Origin of the sequence: Corallococcus macrosporus DSM 14697 (assembly GCF_002305895.1) — a bacterium.
Taxonomy (GTDB): Bacteria; Myxococcota; Myxococcia; order Myxococcales; family Myxococcaceae; genus Myxococcus; species Myxococcus macrosporus.
The window spans coordinates 147,306-163,453 of record NZ_CP022203.1 but is presented as its reverse complement, the minus strand read 5'-3'; the positions used below and the strand labels follow the sequence as shown (position 1 = coordinate 163,453).

At 71.1% G+C, this 16,148-nt stretch carries 14 protein-coding genes and 1 pseudogene; 7 read left to right on the top strand and 8 right to left on the bottom strand.

The genetic code is table 11. From position 1 onward, the window contains the following. Nucleotides 1-12 precede the first annotated feature (12 nt). The gene (locus tag MYMAC_RS00720; RefSeq protein ID WP_095956649.1) at nt 13-597 is read left to right on the top strand and encodes a c-type cytochrome; all 585 of its coding nucleotides are present in this window, start codon (nt 13-15) and stop codon (nt 595-597) included. 81 nt (nt 598-678) lie between these two features. Here the strand turns inward: MYMAC_RS00720 and MYMAC_RS00715 are convergent, their stop codons facing one another. From MYMAC_RS00715 to MYMAC_RS00690, 6 genes are all read right to left on the bottom strand, one after another. Next, a complete protein-coding gene (locus tag MYMAC_RS00715; protein WP_095956648.1) occupies nt 679-1,185 on the bottom strand; it encodes an MXAN_0125 family MYXO-CTERM protein in 507 nt (168 codons plus the stop codon). An 86-nt stretch (nt 1,186-1,271) separates the two neighbouring features. Beyond that, complete coding sequence (upp, locus tag MYMAC_RS00710) at nt 1,272-1,907, bottom strand: uracil phosphoribosyltransferase (protein ID WP_013936702.1); 636 nt, start codon at nt 1,905-1,907, stop codon at nt 1,272-1,274. A gap of 12 nt (nt 1,908-1,919) precedes the next feature. Then, nucleotides 1,920-3,131 carry a DUF1688 family protein gene (locus MYMAC_RS00705; protein ID WP_095956647.1) on the bottom strand — a complete coding sequence of 404 codons (1,212 nt, stop codon included), beginning with the start codon at nt 3,129-3,131 and terminating at the stop codon, nt 1,920-1,922. Further along, nucleotides 3,124-4,377 carry a GTP cyclohydrolase II gene (locus MYMAC_RS00700; protein WP_095956646.1) on the bottom strand — a complete coding sequence of 418 codons (1,254 nt, stop codon included), beginning with the start codon at nt 4,375-4,377 and terminating at the stop codon, nt 3,124-3,126. Before MYMAC_RS00700 ends, MYMAC_RS00705 begins: the two co-directional genes overlap by 8 nt. A 74-nt stretch (nt 4,378-4,451) precedes the next feature. After that, nucleotides 4,452-5,978 carry a CoA-acylating methylmalonate-semialdehyde dehydrogenase gene (mmsA, locus tag MYMAC_RS00695; protein ID WP_095956645.1) on the bottom strand — a complete coding sequence of 509 codons (1,527 nt, stop codon included), beginning with the start codon at nt 5,976-5,978 and terminating at the stop codon, nt 4,452-4,454. 309 nt (nt 5,979-6,287) lie between these two features. Continuing rightward, entirely contained in the window at nt 6,288-7,085 is a 798-nt protein-coding gene (locus MYMAC_RS00690) for an alpha/beta fold hydrolase (protein WP_095956644.1), read from the bottom strand. 98 nt (nt 7,086-7,183) lie between these two features. Here MYMAC_RS00690 and MYMAC_RS00685 point away from each other — a divergent pair, with 98 nt between their 5' ends. Then, a complete protein-coding gene (locus MYMAC_RS00685; protein WP_013936708.1) occupies nt 7,184-8,086 on the top strand; it encodes a LysR family transcriptional regulator in 903 nt (300 codons plus the stop codon). Nucleotides 8,087-8,119: 33 nt separating this feature from the next. On the opposite strand, the gene MYMAC_RS00680 is transcribed toward MYMAC_RS00685, so the two are convergent. Continuing rightward, the gene (locus MYMAC_RS00680; protein WP_013936709.1) at nt 8,120-8,530 is read right to left on the bottom strand and encodes a hypothetical protein; all 411 of its coding nucleotides are present in this window, start codon (nt 8,528-8,530) and stop codon (nt 8,120-8,122) included. A 230-nt stretch (nt 8,531-8,760) separates the two neighbouring features. Between MYMAC_RS00680 and MYMAC_RS00675 the strand changes: the two are divergent. The 5 genes and pseudogenes from MYMAC_RS00675 to MYMAC_RS00655 form a co-directional block, all read left to right on the top strand. Continuing rightward, a pseudogene (locus MYMAC_RS00675) lies at nt 8,761-8,910 on the top strand (DUF2380 domain-containing protein); the annotation flags it as partial. 16 nt (nt 8,911-8,926) lie between these two features. Further along, a complete protein-coding gene (sitI6, locus tag MYMAC_RS00670) occupies nt 8,927-9,649 on the top strand; it encodes a SitI6 family double-CXXCG motif immunity protein (protein ID WP_095956642.1) in 723 nt (240 codons plus the stop codon). Nucleotides 9,650-9,822: 173 nt separating this feature from the next. Beyond that, on the top strand, nt 9,823-12,588 hold the full coding sequence (locus MYMAC_RS00665) for a serine/threonine-protein kinase (protein WP_095956641.1): 2,766 nt from the start codon (nt 9,823-9,825) through the stop codon (nt 12,586-12,588). Between the two features lie 57 nt (nt 12,589-12,645). Next, nucleotides 12,646-13,986 (top strand): sigma-54 interaction domain-containing protein, encoded by a 1,341-nt coding sequence (locus MYMAC_RS00660; RefSeq protein ID WP_095956640.1) that lies wholly within the window; start codon nt 12,646-12,648, stop codon nt 13,984-13,986. Between the two features lie 89 nt (nt 13,987-14,075). Beyond that, the gene (locus MYMAC_RS00655; RefSeq protein ID WP_239989256.1) at nt 14,076-14,849 is read left to right on the top strand and encodes a cysteine peptidase family C39 domain-containing protein; all 774 of its coding nucleotides are present in this window, start codon (nt 14,076-14,078) and stop codon (nt 14,847-14,849) included. 33 nt (nt 14,850-14,882) lie between these two features. Here the strand turns inward: MYMAC_RS00655 and MYMAC_RS00650 are convergent, their stop codons facing one another. Next, nucleotides 14,883-15,998 (bottom strand): lytic transglycosylase domain-containing protein, encoded by a 1,116-nt coding sequence (locus MYMAC_RS00650; RefSeq protein ID WP_204817303.1) that lies wholly within the window; start codon nt 15,996-15,998, stop codon nt 14,883-14,885. Nucleotides 15,999-16,148: the final 150 nt, after the last annotated feature.

Here is a 16,148-nt window from a genome sequence, read left to right as displayed (position 1 = left end):
GCCTTCCCCACCATGCGACACCTCGTGGCGAACGTCGCCACCTACACCATCGCCGCGCTGCTCATCCTGGGCTCCGCGCTGTTCGCCTGGATGCGCACCGCGCAGCTCGTGCTCACCGACGAGCACGCGGCGCTGGCCCGCTACGAGCCCGCGCCCGCGCACGAATTCGAATGGCGGGAGCTGGGTGAACACGCCTACGTGCGCAACTGCCAGAACTGCCACGGCCAGGAGGGCAAGGGCTGGGACCAGTACCCCGGCCTCACCGACACCGCGCGCCTCTTCGCCGCGCCAGGCGGACGCGAGTACCTGGTGGAGCTGCACCTGCACGGCCTGACGAGCCCTCGTTGGGGCGCGCCCATGCCCGACATGGCCCACCTCCAGGACGTGGAGCTGGCCGCGGTGCTGAACCACGTCCTCACCCACTTCGGCAACACGCCGCCCTCCGGGACGCGCCTGTATGTCCCGGAGGACATCGCCGCGCTGCGCGGGCCGAAGCGCTCACCGTGGGAGGTGAATGAACTCCGGCCCGGAGGGGATGCACGGGCCGCCGGGCGGAGCGCGCCTCCGCGACAAGGGCAGGGCGCAAGGGGCCCGTGAGCGAGCGGCCTGCCTCCAACACGGCCGTGCCCGACGCGACGCCCGGCCTTCAGGATGGACAGCGCTGCCCAGGGCCTGCGCTCAAGCCCCACGGCGCCGGCGCATCACCGCGCCCGCGAGCAGCGCCACCCCCACCGCGCCCAAGGCACCAGGCGCCGCGGCGCAGCCCATTCCGCTGGAAGCAGGGTCGTCCCTGCACGTCACCTCCGCGCTGATGGTGAGCGGCTGGTCCACTCCGTCCATGCGCACCGTGTGGGACTGCTCGGCGACCCGGTTGGTCTCGAACTCCTCCCTGCCGAAGATGAAGCCCACCTCTTCACCTGGCGCGAGCGCCTGGGTGCAGACGCTGTGCGGACAGCTCGACAACGGCCAGTCGACCAGCGTCACCGTCTGCTCACAGGCGTTGCGAACGAGGCTCTGTCCGCAACTGACGGACGCATGGAAGATGAGGCACGGCACCTCGGAGACGACGCTCTGGTTCGAGGTGGTACACGCGCACGGCACCGACTCCGCCCGAGCGCTCCCCGACAGCCCCAGGACCAGTGCGCTGGCGCAGCCCAGCCAGGCACGAACACGCCTTCCTTGCATCGACGACTCCCCAACCGATTGCGCCGGCCCCGTCCGCGGCGCGCATCCTGTCCCGGACGCGGCCGCTGGCCAAGTCACCGGTGGGGCTACTTCGTCCCGAAGAGCCGGTCGCCCGCGTCGCCCAGGCCCGGAAGGATGTAGCCGTGCTCGTCCAGCCGCTCGTCAATCGCCGCGGTGTAGACGTGGACGTCCGGGTGGTGCTCGCGCAGGTTCGTCAGGCCCTCCGGGCACGCCAGCAGGCACACGAAGCGCAGCGAGCCGGGCTTGCTCTTCTTGAGCCGCTGGAGCGCGGCCACCGCCGAGTTCCCCGTGGCCAGCATCGGGTCGCACACCACCACGTCCCGGTCCGCGAGCTGGCCGGGCACGCGGTAGTAGTACTCCACCGGCGACAGCGTCTCCGGGTCCCGGTACAGGCCGATGTGCCCCACGCGCGCGGAGGGCACGAGCTGCAACATCCCGTCGAGGATGCCCTGCCCCGCGCGCATGATGGCCACCAGCACCAGCTTCTTGCCGTCCAGCACCGGCGCCGTGGTGCGCGCCATGGGCGTCTGGATGTCCTCCTCGCGCACCTTCAAGTCCCGCAGCGCCTCGTAGGCGAGCAGCAGCGAGGTCTCCTGGAGCAGCGCCCGGAAGGAGGCGGTGCTCGTCTCCACCCGGCGCATCTGCGTGAGCTTGTGCTTCACCAGGGGGTGGTCCACCACCGTGCAGTTCGGAAACTCCATTGCGTCCTCCCGTCAGAACACCGTGCCGTCACTGTCCACGCGGATGGGTGGCCCACCACCGGGGCGCCGCTCCGCCGCCACGCGCCTGCCGGCCGTCCACGTGCCGCCCTGGAGCACCTTCCCCAGCGGCAGCTCCTCCGCGCTCAGGCCCAGCCGGCCGCGCACCAGCGCCGCCACCCGGTCCAGCAGCGCCACCGTCAGCGCGCGCCACTCCACGATGGGCTCGTCCCCCGGATGGAAGGACTGCGTGAAGAGGCGCGGCTCAAGCGGAGACAGCACGCCCAGGTCCACCAGCAGGCCGCCGTTGCGGTACTCGGGCAGGCCGGTGAGGCCGTCCAGCTCCGTCACCACCACGCCCGCCTCGGACAGCGGCTCCACCAGCGAGTACGTCAGCCATTGGGACAGCTTGTGGAAGGGCACCAGCGCCTCCAGGCTCTCCACCGGCCCCAGCGCGGGATGCGGCCACACATCGCCCAGGTTCACCGCGTCCACCATCACCCGGCCGGGCCAGATGGGGCCCAGCACCTCCAGCACCAGCCCCAGCAGCTCCGCGGCGCGCACGCTGCGGTGCTGCGCGGTGATGATGTCCAGCAGCGCGCCCGGCCGGGGCAGCACCTTCGCCAGGCCGTGCAGCAGGTGCAGCCGGCCCTCCAGCCCGTCCACCGGGTTGGCGTCCGTCACCTGCATGCCCCGCGCGAGCCCCTCCCGCGTGAGCCGGCCCAGCGCCTCCGCGTCCACGCGCAGCGGCCGGTCCGGGTCCGACGAGAAGCGCCCCTCCATGAACATGCGGAAGCTGGCCACGGCCAGCCCCTCGGAGCGCGCCCACGTCTTCCCGCCGGCCTCCTGGTAGCGCCACTGCGGACCGCTGCCCGCGTCCAGCAGCACGCTCACCACCACCAGGTCCAGCTTCGCGCGCGCCCGCTCCTGGAGGGTGGCGCTCTTGAGCCGTGACTCCAGCTCCGCCAGGCGGGCCACGCCGCCCACGTCGAAGTGGCGCCAGCGGCTGTGCAGCGGCACGTCCAGCGTGGGGTAGTGCTCGCGCGTCACGTGCAGCACCGTGTCCACCACGATGGGCAGCCGCGACGGCTCGACGCGGAAGTGCTCCAGCTTGCCCGCGAGCCCCAGGTCGAGGAGCTGGTGGCACCGCTCGCGGATGGCGGACGGCGTGCGCAGCCACGCCACCGCGGGAGAGAGGTCCGACCTCGCCAGCGCCGAGTCAGACATCGAGGCCCCGCCCCTTCACCCGCGCCAGCTCCTCCGCGTCCGCCACCGGCCCCTGCGTGAAGTAGCCCGCCGCCTTCTTCGCCTCCATCTCCACCTGTGCGTCGGCGGGGATGAGCTCGTCGGGGATGGGGACGCGCTCCAGGATTTCGATGCCCGAGCGCGTAATCGCGTCGTGCTTCATGTCGCTCATGGACACGAAGCGGTGGATGCGGGTGATGCCCAGCCAGTGCAGCACGTCCGGCATCAGCTCCTGGAAGCGCATGTCCTGCACGCCGGCCACGCACTCGGTGCGCTGGAAGTAGGTGGCCGCGGAGTCGCCGCCCTCCTGCCGCTTGCGCGCGTTGTACACGAGGAACTTCGTCACCTCGCCCAGCGCCCGGCCTTCCTTGCGCAGGTACACGATGAGCCCCGCGCCGCCCGCCTGCGCCGTGCGCACGCACTCCTCGATGCCGTGCGCCAGGTAGGGCCGGCAGGTGCAGATGTCGCTGCCGAACACGTCGGAGCCGTTGCACTCGTCATGCACGCGCGCCGTCAGCGGCACGTCGCGGTCCGCCAGCGTCTCGATGCCACCGAAGACGTACAGCGTCAGCCCGCCGATGGGCGGCAGGAAGACGTGCAGGTCCGGGCGCGTAATCAGCTCCGGGAACATGCCGCCCGTCTGCTCGAAGAGGCCGCGGCGCAGCGCGCTCTCCGTCATGCCGAAGCGCTTCGCGATGCCCGGCAGGTACCACACCGGGTCCACCGCGGCCTTGGTCACCTTGATGTCGCCGTTGTCGCGCAGCAGGTCCCCGTCCGGCTTCAGGCGCCCGGCGTCAATGGCGTCGCGCACCTCGGGGAAGTTGATGTGCGCCTTGGTGACGGCGATGGTGGGCCGGAAGTCGATGCCCTGCTCCGCGTATGCCCGGAAGGCCTGAGGCGCGATGGCGCCCCACGGGTCCAGCGAGACGATGCGCTCCGGGTTGCTCCACGACGGATGGGGCCCCACCTGCGCGGCGGGCGCGGTGTTCTTCAGGTCCGCGCGGTGGTCCTGCGGCAGCATGCCCGCGGCCACGGCCAGCGCGCGGTACACCGCGTAGGCGCCGGCGTGCGTGCCAATGACGTTGCGGTGCCCGGGCTCGGTGAGCGTGGCGACGACGGGGCCCCGGCGCGTCGGCTCGCCGTCTCCCCAGCGGATGGGGACGCTGGGGACGTCACCATCCGGGTGCGAGGTGAGGCGGATGTGATTGGGGTTCTTTTTCTCGGGCATGGGAGCGCCCTCCTTGCGGGCGCGGGAGCAGAGTCGGGGTGTGGGGGCGGTGCTTCGCGGCGGGGGAGCGCGCTTCAGCTCATCCACGAGCCGTCGGTCCGCGCCGACCACTTGCGCGTGACCTTCTTCACCTGCGTCCAGAAGTCGAGGCTGGACGGCCCGGTGATGTCCCCGTGCCCGAAGCGCGAGTCGCCCGTGCCACCGAAGGAGAACGGCTCACGCGGCACGGGGACGCCCACGTTGACGCCCACCATGCCGGCGCGCACGCCCTCCACCACCGTCTGCGCCACGCCACCGCTGGTGGTGAAGATGGACGCCGCGTTGCCATAGGGCGACGCGTTCTCCACGGCCAGCGCCGCGGACAGCGTGGGCACCCGGACGATGGAGAGCACCGGACCGAACAGCTCGCGCCGCGCGGCCTCCATCTCCGGACGCACGTTGTCCAGCACCGTGGGGCCCAGCCAGTTGCCGCCGGACCAGGGCTCGCCCTGCGGCTTGCGGCCACGGCCGTCCAGCAGCACGCGGGCGCCTTCCGCCTCCGCGCGGGCAATGGCCGTCTCCAGGCGGTCCAGCGCGCCCCGGTCGATGAGCGCGCCCATGCCGGGGCCCACCTCCAGCTTCGCGGCGCGGAAGACGACGTCATCGAGGATGGGGTCCACGTTGCCCACCGCGAGCAGCACACTGGCAGCCATGCACCGCTGGCCCGCGCAGCCGGTGAACGAGTCCACCACCGCCTGCGCCGTCAGCCCTGGCTCCGCGTCCGGCACGACGATGAGGTGATTCTTCGCGCTGCCCAGGGCCAGCACGCGCTTGCCGCGCTTGCAGCCCTCCGCGTACAGGTGGCGCGCCACCGCGGACGAGCCCACGAAGCCCACCGCCTGCACGTCCGGGTGCGCCACCAGCGCGTCCACCGCCTCCCTGCCGCCGTGCACGACGGAGAAGACGCCCGCGGGGTAGCCGGCCTCGCACATGAGCTCGCCCAGCGCGCACGCCGTGAGTGGCACCTTCTCCGACGGCTTGAGGATGAAGGCGTTGCCCAGCGTGACGGCGATGGGGAACATCCACATCGGCACCATGGCCGGGAAGTTGAACGGGGTGATGCCGGCGACCACGCCCAGGGGCTCACGGCGGTACTCGCAGGAGACGCCGCGGCTGACCTCCAGGTGCGCGCCCGTGTCGAGGTTCTGGAGGGACAGCGCGAAGTCGCAGACCTCCATGCCCTTGAGCAGGCCCGCGCGGGCCTCGGCCACCGTCTTCCCCGCCTCGCTGGCGGCGAGCTGGGCCAGGGCGTCCAGGTCGCGTTCCAGGGACTGACGGAAGCGGTAGAGGTACTGCGTGCGCTCCCTGAGCGGCGTGTCCTTCCAGGATGACGCCGCTGCCTTCGCGGCCTCCACCGCCTGGGCGACTCCCGAGGCGGGCGTGAGCGGAACCTTGCCGATGACGGTCCCCGTGTAGGGACTCCGGACATCGAGCTGCACTGCCCCGGGGGGCACCTGCCAGCTTCCTCCAACGAGGTTACGGCACGAGACGACGCTCCGAGGAAGCTGGATGAAGGACACGCACACCCCCCAGGTGTCTGGCGTGAAGAAATGGCCTGCCATTGTAACCAGGGAAATGGACTGTCACGCAACCTGGCCCCCGCGGCAGACGGCGGCGGGCACGCTCAATGGAAGACATCCAGATGCCCAGGGTGTCAGGTAGCCGACCGACTCCGCCGGTCCGCACCTGGGTGGCAGGCATTGCGGTCAGCGGTGAGGCGGCGGCGGTGTCCTCCGCGTCCGGGGCGAGCCTCATGGCTTGGACCGCTTGAGGGGTGCCGAGCAGTCGCGCGGTGGACGCCGGGTCCGCCAGCAGCAGCGCGGCGTACTCCATGCCCGCTTCAACGCCTGCCCCAGAGCCTTGTGCCGCGCTCAGCGTGGCAGCAGGAACTTCTGCACTGCCTCCAGGAACTCGTCGGGCCGCTCGACATTCGACAGATGCACCACCGGCAGCTCCAGCAGCTCGGCGTGCGGCACCGTGGCCGCGATCTCCGCCCCGTGGATGGCGGCCGTCACTGTGTCGTCGCGGCCCGTTATCACCAAGGTTGGCGCGTCAATCAACGCAATGGTGCGCCGCAGGTCCGTGTCGCGCACCGCCGCGAACGCGCCCGCCAGCCCCTGCCTGTCGGTGGCCAACAGCATGGCGCGGAACGCGTCGATGACGGGCCCGCCCACTTGCAGCATGGCTGCCGGGAACCAGTTGCCCAGGAACGTTTCGGCGGTGTCCGTCATGTCCGGCGCCTGCAATGTGGCGGCGATTCGCTCGTCCCATTGCCGGGCGGGGCCCAGATAGGCCGAGGTGTTGGCCAAAACCAGGCGGTCGATGCGCTCGGGGACATGCACGCCCAGCCACTGTCCGATGAAGCCGCCCAGCGACAAACCCAGGAAATGCGCGCGTCGGATTTTCAGCCCGTCCAGCAGTTCGACGACGTCGCGGCCCAGGCGGTCCAGAGAATACGCGCCAAGGGGCACGCCGGACGCGCCATGTCCGCGGGTGTCGAAGCGCAGCACGCGAAAGTGGCGCGACAAGGCCGGAATCTGGCCGTCCCACATGTGCAGCGTCGTGCCGATGGAGTTGGACAGGACCAGCACGGGCAGGCTGGGGTCGCCGTCCATGCGGTAGGCGATGCGGACACCGTCGCCGGTGGTGAAGAAGGAGAGACCTTGCATGACGCTTCCGCCTTGTGAGGAGGTGTGATGCAAATGGTAGTTGCGGGCTGATTCGGGGAAATTTACAAAGTTCAAACAATCATTGTCGGAAAGACGAAATGGGCGATTTCACCCTGCACGACCTGCAGTGCTTTGACGCCGTGGTGAGGGCGGGCGGCTTCCAGGCCGCCGCCGCGGCGCTGCATCGTTCGCATCCAGCGGTGTTTGCCGCCGTGGCCAGGCTGGAGCGGCAGCTGGACCTGACGCTGCTGGACCGCAGCGGCTACCGCGTGCGGCTGACTCCGGCGGGGCAATCCTTTCACCGCCGCGCACAGGCGTTGCTGCGCGAGCTGGAGGGGCTGCGCACCCACGCCGTGCAACTGGCGATGGGCGAGGAAAGCGAGCTGCACGTGGTGATTGGCGACCTGTGTCCGCGGCCGCAAGTGCTGGCCGTGCTCAGCCGGTTCTTCGCCCGGTGCCCCGGAACACGCCTGCACCTGCATTTCGAGGCGGTGGGCGGGCCCGGGGAGCGCCTGCTTGATGGCGATGTGGACCTCATCCTACACCGCGTGGATAAGAGCGACCCTCGGTTTGAGTGGGTGGACCTGGCCAAGGTGCCTTTCATTCCCGTCGCGGCGCCCGGTTTCCTGCCCGCCGCGAGCGGCCGCCCCATCGGCCCCCGTCAATTGCGCGACGCCACACAATGCGTCTTGCGCGACACGGCCAGGCATACGCCCGCGACCTCGTACTTCATGGTCGACGGCGCGCCCCAATGCACCGTGCCGGACCAGACCATGAAGAAGGAAGTCATTTTGCAAGGCATGGGCTGGGGACATCTGCCGCGCTTCCTGATTGATAAAGAATTGCGCGACGGACGGCTGCGCTCCATCGCCAGCCGCCATCTGCCTGGCAGCATCGAGGAGCTGGTGGCTGCCCGCCGCAGCGACCGCCCACAAGGCCCGGTCGCCAATCGCCTGTGGCAGGCCCTTCAAGACGAGGCCGCGGAGTTTCGAACGCCTTGACGTCGAAAAATGGCCTGCCCGCGGGGATTGCGTTCAGCGGGAGTCAGGCGCCGCCAGCAGGCCCCGCAGCCGGGCGATTGCGGCCGTGTCATCGGCGTCTGGCGTGAGGCCCAGGGCCTGGGCTTCGTCGTACAGCGCGAGCGCGTACTGGTAGCGGGAGGTGGCTGTTGCGGCGTCGCCCTGCTCGGCGATCAACTCTCCGTCCTCGGCGACCAGGCGCGCGAGCACCTTCACGCGCGTGGGGGCGCCCAGCAGTCGCGCGGTGGACGCAGGGTCCGCCATCAGGAGCGCGGCGTACTCCATGCCCAGCGTGCCGGAAGCCGTCTCCTGGATGAGGCTCTGGGCTTCCGCGAGCTTCTTCTCCCGGCGCGCCTTGAGGATGCGGGCCAGGGCGGCGGCGAACTCCTCGATGAGCCGCTCGATGTAATCCTTGCGAAGGGACATGGCGGGCCGAAGGTAACCGTAGCGCGGGGGGCGTGCACGTCCGGGCCTGCCGTCGGCTAGGGTTCCGTGACTGTGCGACGCCCCCATGCGCCCTGGGTCCTGCTTGCCGTAGCCCTGCTGGGCTGTTCGACCGTCGCGCATGACGAACGCTGGAGAGGACCGAGCGAAGTCACGGAGGAATGCCGCCCTTCCGAAGACGCCCCCTGTGTCTCCGTCCACTGCACGCCCGAGGCGCATGGAATCAGGCGTGGCGCGACTTCATGCTGGCCAATCCCAGAGCCACGCCCGAGGAAATCTACCGACACGCGGGCGCACTCATCTATCGCTTCCAGCTTCTGGGCGGCCCGCTCCAGCCGTACTACTCCCACACCGGGACATGAGGACTTCAACGCTCCGATGACACGGTTCTTCTGGCTGAGCGAGGACGCGAAGGCGGCATCGACCGCGGGCGGCCACATTGATGCGTGGCACCCCTGGGGCCTCCCAGGAGTGCACTGCCCTACTTGCCGCGCCACCTGGAGCGACGTGGGGCACGACTATCCCTGCGTTGACCTGTCATTCGTCCCAGAGCGAGCACTGTTCGAGCGGCCTCGCCCTGAGCCCTTCTCCGAATTCGCGCGCCTCCGAGAGCGGGTACGCCCCCTGGTGCCTCCGCATGCGGTCCTGCCACCTGGAACAAGCTTCGGTCCCTTGACGGGCAAGGCCACGGGACGATTCGGCCCCATCGCCTGGGTCGAACAACTCCTGCTGCTGGTGCAACCCGAGGTGCTGGAGCGCCTGGAACAAGCGGGCGTTCAAGGACTGGTGGGCTGCCGCACCGAGCTGACGTTTCGCCAGAAGACCCCACCCACGTTCCTGGAGCTCCAGATAGAGCCACGGGGCCGACTGCATCCCGACTGCATTCCCCCAAGCGTGCCTCCTCCCTGCGCGACTTGCGGCCGGCATGGCTTCTCACGCCCTGAGGAACCCATCCTCGACGCCGCCTCCCTCCCCTCCGGAGTCGACCTGTTCCGGGTCGGCAACTTCGCGACCATGGTCATCGGTACCGAGCGATTCATGGAGGCCGGGCGCCGGCAGAAACTCGACGGCATCACCTTCCGCGAGCTGCCCGCCCGTTGACCCGGAGGGGGCACTCCAGGCCTCTTCTGCAGTCGGGAGCTTGCGCCCTGCGCACCCAGGTGAGCCCCCACCCGTCGGCCACCGCCGACACCGGCCTGGTGCACAGGCAACCATCCAAGCGGGCCGGAACGTGGGCCTGAGGGGCAAGCGCGGATAGAGTCGCGGAATCGGCCATGAGCATGCGAGACAGCGGAAGAGGACGCGCCGGCACGGGCAAGCGCGAGGATGACGCCTACGGCACCGGCCCCGGCTCACGCCGCGAGGACGCGCCCCCCGTCCCTCAAGTGGGACGCTACTTCCTCCTCAAGCGCCTGGGACAGGGCGGCATGGGCGTGGTGTACGCGGCCTATGACCCGGACCTGGACCGCAAGGTGGCCCTCAAGCTGCTGCACGCGGACTCGCGGACGGACTCGGAGGAGGCCCGGGCCCGGCTGCTGCGCGAGGCGCAGGCCATGGCCCGCGTCTCGCACCCCAACGTCATCCCCATCTTCGACGTGGACGTCTGGGGCGACCGCGTCTTCCTCGCCATGGAGCTGGTGGACGGCGGCACCCTGGCCTCCTGGGTGAAGGAGGGCCAGCGCTCCTGGCGCGAAATCCTGGCGTCCTTCCTCGCCGCGGGCCGGGGCCTCCAGGCCGCGCACGCAGCCGGGCTGGTGCACCGCGACTTCAAGCCCGCCAACGTGCTGGTCAGCAAGGCCGGCCGCGTCTTCGTCACCGACTTCGGCCTCGCCCGGCCCGTGGGCACGCTCCCCAGGGAGGAGCCCCTCTCCGAGGACGACCCGTCCAGCATGCCCTCCGAGCGGCGCATGCTGGACACGCCCCTCACCGAGGCGGGCCTCATCATCGGCACGCCCAGCTACATGTCCCCGGAGCAGTTCCGCGGGGACGATTTGGACCCGCGCTCGGACCAGTTCAGCTTCTGCGTCGCGCTGTACTGGGCCCTCTACCGCCAGCGCCCCTTCGAGCCCGCGAAGATGGAGGCCTACGCCTCCTCGCGCAAGCCCCAGGCCGCGCAAGCGGTCGAGGCCACCGAGCCGCTGCACGTCACGGCCCCCCTGGAGCGCGAGGCCCCCAAGCCGCAGCCGCCGCCCGTCCTCATCCAGGAGCCGCCGCGCGACGTGAAGGTCCCCGCCTGGGTGAAGCAGGCCATGATGCGCGGCCTGTCCCTGGACCCGGCCGCGCGCTTCACGTCCATGGAGGCGCTGCTCGGCGCCCTGTCGCAGGAGCACCGCTTCACGAAGCGCCGCCGCTGGGTGGCGGGCGCCAGCGGCGTGGCCGCGAGCGTGGCCCTGGTGAGCGGCGTCCTCTACCAGCAGTCCCAGGTCTGCGCGGCCGTGGGCGCGCGCATGGATGACGTCTGGGGCCCGTCGGCGCGGCAGCACGTGCAGGCGGCCTTCCTCGCCACCGGCACGCCCTTCGCGCAGGCGCTGGCCGGCAAGGTGACCCAGGTCCTGGACGGCTACGCGAGCGCGTGGAAGCAGCAGAGCACCGACGCCTGCGAGGCCACCCACGTCCACGGCGTGCAGACGGAAGAGCTGCTGACGCGCCGGAACGCGTGCCTGGCGCGGCGCTACAAGGACCTGCGCGCCACGGTGGACCTCCTGTCCAGCGCGGACGCGGCGCTGGTGGAGAAGTCGGTGGACGCGGTGCACGCCCTGCCCTCGCTGCAGGAATGCGAGGACGAGGAGTCCCTGGCCGAGCAGCAGCGGCTGCCCTCGGACGCGGGCAGGCGCGCCGACATCGAGAAGCTGGAGGAGCAGCTCGCGGGCGTGAAGGCGCTGGTGGACGCGGGCCGCTACCCCAGGGCCCTGGAGGCGGCGCGCGCGCTGGAGGCGCCCGTGCTGGCCACCGGCCACCTGCCGCTCATGGCCGAGCTGCGCTTCCACCTGGGCTGGCTCCAGGAACAGAACGGCCAGTCCCCCGAGGCCGCCAAGGCGCTCTTCCACGCCGTGCGCGACGCCGAGGCGGGACGCGCGGACCGGCTCAAGGTCGCCATCCTCAACAAGCTGCTCTACGTGGAGGACGGCCAGCGGCACTTCACCCAGGCCTCGGCCTGGGGCGAGCTGGCCCACGCCACCCTCCAGCGCCTGGGCGGCGAGCCCGTGCTGGAAGCCGACGTGCGGATGAACCAGGCCAACCTCGCCGTGTCGCAGGCGCGCTTCGAGGACGCGCGCACGCTCCTGGAGCAGGCCAGCTCGCTCCAGTCCCACGCCCTGCCCCCGGGCCACCCCAAGCGCGCGCGGACCACCTTCCTGCTGGGCGGCGTGATGCTGGATTTGGGGCAGCCGGAAAGGGCGGCCGCCCTGCTGGAGGAAGCCCTGGCCCAGACCGAGGCCGCCGTGGGCCCCTGGCACCCGGACATGGCCCAGCGCCACGGCATGCTGTCCCTGACGCTGCGCGAGCTGAAGCAGCACACCCAGGCCCTGGAGCACGCGCGGGCGGCGGCGCGCGTCCGCAAGGCCACGCGGGGCGAGCAGAGCGTGCTGTACGCGGAGGCCCTGGACGAGGTGGGCATGACGCTGCACACCCTGAAGCGCTACGACGAGGCGCTGAAGGCCTACGAAGAGGCGCTCGCCATCAAGCGCGCGGCCCTGCCCATCGACGACGAGCGGCTCCAGTACTCCTATGACGGCGTGGGCCAGGCCCTGCTGGAGCTGGGCAAGGCGAGCGAGTCCGTGGCGCCGCTGCGGCACGCCGTCTCCTTCGCGTCCGCCCCGCCCGACGTGCTGGCCGAGTCCGGCTTCGCCCTGGCGCGCGCCCTGTGGAAGACCCAGCAGCCGCCAACGGAGGCCCGCGGCGAGGCGGCCCAGGCCCGGGCCCGCTTCACCGAGGCCGGCCTGGAGGCGCGGGCGGCGGACGTGGACGCGTGGCTCGCGACGCTGCCGCCCGAAGAGGCGCCCGCCCCGGCCCGCCCGCCTGCTCGCAAGCCCCGGCGGTGAAGTCCCCCGGACCCAACGGGTGGCGGGGCGCTTCGGCCGTGTTAGCGTCCCGCTCCCGTGGCCCCGTCGAATGAAGAGGAACCCGCGCTGGATCCGACGCTGACGCTGAGCCGCGCCCGGCAGGGGCGCGTCCGGCTGAAGCTGATGGTGCTGTCCGGCCCCGAGTCCGGCCAGAGCCATGCGCTCTCCAAGTCCGAGTACGTGCTGGGCAAGTCCCCCACGTGCGACATCGTCCTCACCGACAAGACGATTTCCCGCGAGCACCTCAAGCTGACGGTCCACGACGAGCACGTGGTGGCCACGGACCTGGGCTCGCGCAACGGCTCCTCGTGTGACGGCCGCCGCTTCACCGAGCTGGAGCTGCACCCGGGCACCGTCATCACCCTGGGCACCACCGAGCTGAAGCTGGTGCCGGAGGAGACGGCGAAGCGCACCCTGCTGCTGTCCAACCGCGACCGCTTCGGCGCGCTGGTGGGCGGCAGCCGCCGCATGCGCGAGGTGTTCACCCTGCTGGAGCGCCTGTCCCCCGGCGGCGCGGACGTCCTCATCCAGGGTGAGACGGGCACCGGCAAGGACTTGTGCGCGGAGGCCATCCACCAGCACAGCAGCCGCGCCAAGGGGCCCTTCATCATCGTGGACCTGGCGGGCGTGGCGCCCTCGCTCATCGAGTCCGAGCTGTTCGGCCACGTGAAGGGCGCCTTCACCAACGCCCAGAGCGACCGCGCCGGCGCCTTCGAGCGCGCCAACAACGGCACCGTCTTCCTGGACGAGGTGGGCGAGCTGCCGCTGGAGCTCCAGCCCCGCCTGCTGCGCGTGCTGGAGCGCCGCCAGGTGAAGCGCGTGGGCGCCAACGACTACGTCACCGTCAACATGCGCGTGGTGACGGCCACCCACCGGGATTTGGAGGACGCCGTGCGGCAGGGGAAGTTCCGCCGCGACCTCTTCCACCGGCTCGCCGTGCTCCGTGTGACGATGCCCTCCCTGCGCGAGCGCCCCGAGGACATCCCCCTGCTCATCGACACCATGTTGCAGCAGACGGGCCGCCCGCCCAGCGCCCTGTCGGACCAGACGCGCGCGCTGCTCGCCCAGTACCCCTGGCCCGGCAACGTGCGCGAGCTGCGCAACGTGGTGGAGCAGGTGGTGAACCTGGGCGAGGAGGCCCTCCCGGAGCTCGAGTCCTCCGACAGCGAGCGCGGCCCCAGCGCCGCCGACCTGGACCTGCCCTTCAAGGAGGCCAAGGAGAAGCTCGTGGAGGGCTTCGAGCGCGACTACCTCCGCAACCTCCTGGAGCGCTGCGAGGGCAACATCTCCCGCGCCTCCCGCGAGGCCGACATCGACCGCGTCTACCTCCGCAAGCTCCTGAAAAAGCACGGTATCGAACCGAGCGGCGGGCTGTGAGCGCCACCGAAGCAACTTTCTCCAGACTTTGGAGATAACCTCGGATTGGAGCCATGCAGGCTCCGCCCATCCCCCAGGGAAGACCGCCCATGCGAGTGAATCTGTTCCAGTCCATCGCGAGGCTCGCGGAGACCCGGCCCCAGCAGGCGGCGCAGCCCGCGGCGACCGACCCCGCCCAGGCCCAGGCGCCCCAGCAGCCCGCCGTCCCCGACATCGTCGCCCGGTACTTCACCGACAGCTTCGAGCCGGCGGCGGGCGCCTCCGACGTCGTCAAGCAGACCAAGGACGCCAACTGCGGCGCCGCGGTGGCCACCATGCTGTCACCCACCGCCGGCAAGGACGGGGCGGCGGCGGCGCAGAAGATGGACGCGCTGGAGTCGCGCTTCACCGACGGCGGCGGCACCACCCCGGAGGAGCTGGCGAAGATGCTGGCGCACGAGGGCCTGGAGGTGAAGAAGGGCACCTCGAACTTCGACATGCCGTCGGTGAACGAGGCGCTGTCCCGCGGTCAGCAGGTCGTGGTCCAGGTGGACACGAACCGGCTCGCCACCGGCGTGGACTCCAAGGTCGCCGGCGGCTCGCACTGGGTCGTCGTCGACGGCATGGACGACAAGGGCAACTACCAGGTGAAGGACACGAACACGGGCTCGCGGTACTCCGTGTCCGGTCAGCAGATCGCCGACTCCGTGGGCTCCGCGTGGGAGCTGCACCAGGGCGGCGGCATGCTCGTCGTGGGTGCTCCGCAGAGCGCCATGGACGAGGGCACGCTGGTGGAGAAGGCCAACCTCCACACCGACGTGCTGGGCGACACCGACGGCGGTGGCTCACGGGCCCGCGGCAGCTTCGGCCGCGAGTCCTCATAAGCCTCCCGCCGCCGTCCTCCCTGCCGGCGTGGACTACGCCGGCAGCGTGCCCTGGCCGGAAGCCAGGGTGTCCATGAACTGCGACACCTTCTTCACGTAGTTGGCGTCCCCCGTGCCCGCGGGAATCGCGTGCGGGTTGCTCTTGTCCACGCCGTTCGGGCCGGAGTTGTACGCGCGCAGGGCCAGGTCGATGCTGCCGAACTGCTCCTTCATGTCCTTCATGTAGAAGGCGCCCGCGAGGATGTTCGTCGCCGGGTCGGACAGGTCCTTGCCCTGCAGGTCCGGGTACTTGGCCTGGAGTTCCTTGAAGGTGTTCGGGTTCACCTGCATCAGGCCGGTGTCCGTCAGGCCGTTGCCGCCGTTGGTGGACGTGGCGGACACGTCACCGCGCGACTCCGCCCACACCTGCGCGGCAATCATCTCCGCGGGCACGCCCGCCTTGGCCGCCGCGGACTCGATGAGCGGGCGCAGCTTCTCCAGCGCGGGAGGCAGGTTCCCGCCCAGGCCCTTTCCGCCGCTCGCGCCCGGGGTGGACGCGGGGCCACCACCAGGCGCTCCGGCGGCACCACCCACAGGCGCGCCCTCAGCGCCGCCCACGGCAGGCGCGGCGCCGGTCGCCGCCGGTGCGGGCGCGGGGCCACCCGCTGGCGGCGCGCCCGCCGAACCCGCGGCCTGCGGCGCCTTCGCGAAGCCCTCCACCGCGTCATTCATGAACGGAGACGGGCCCTGCTGCTGGGCACCGGGGTTCAGCTCCACGGGAGGACGGCCGCCGCCGCAGGCCGACGCGGGAGAGAAGGAGCTGTCGGAGAAGCCCTTGAACGGGGACGCGCCCTGGCCGCACTGCGCGCCGGAGCCGCACTGCGCACCGGAGGCCGCGCCCTGCGCCCCCTGCGCGCCGCCGGGCTGAAGGCCCTGCTGGAGCTGGGCCAGCGTGTTGATCAACTCCAGCGCCCCCTCCAGCAGCTTGCCCAGGGACTGGGACTTGCCGCCGCCCACGTCGAAGCCATCCTGCTGCATCCCGACCCGCCCCAGCGGCGGCTTCTGGGCGGAGACACCCGGCAACGACGCGGAGGGCCCGGAGACGGAGACCTCCTGGGCCGGGGAGCGGATGGCGGAGGGAGCGGAGCCGCTGAGCGGAGAGAGGCGCATGGGGAAGTTCCTTCGGGAAGGGGTGGAGGGCTTCTGTAGGCGACCCACGCACCAGTAGCAGCGGGTGTGCCAACGCCCAAAGACTCCCAAGCCCTTGATTTCACTCGAACCGCCGGAGCCCCTGAGCCGCCTCCCCTGGTGACTGCCGTC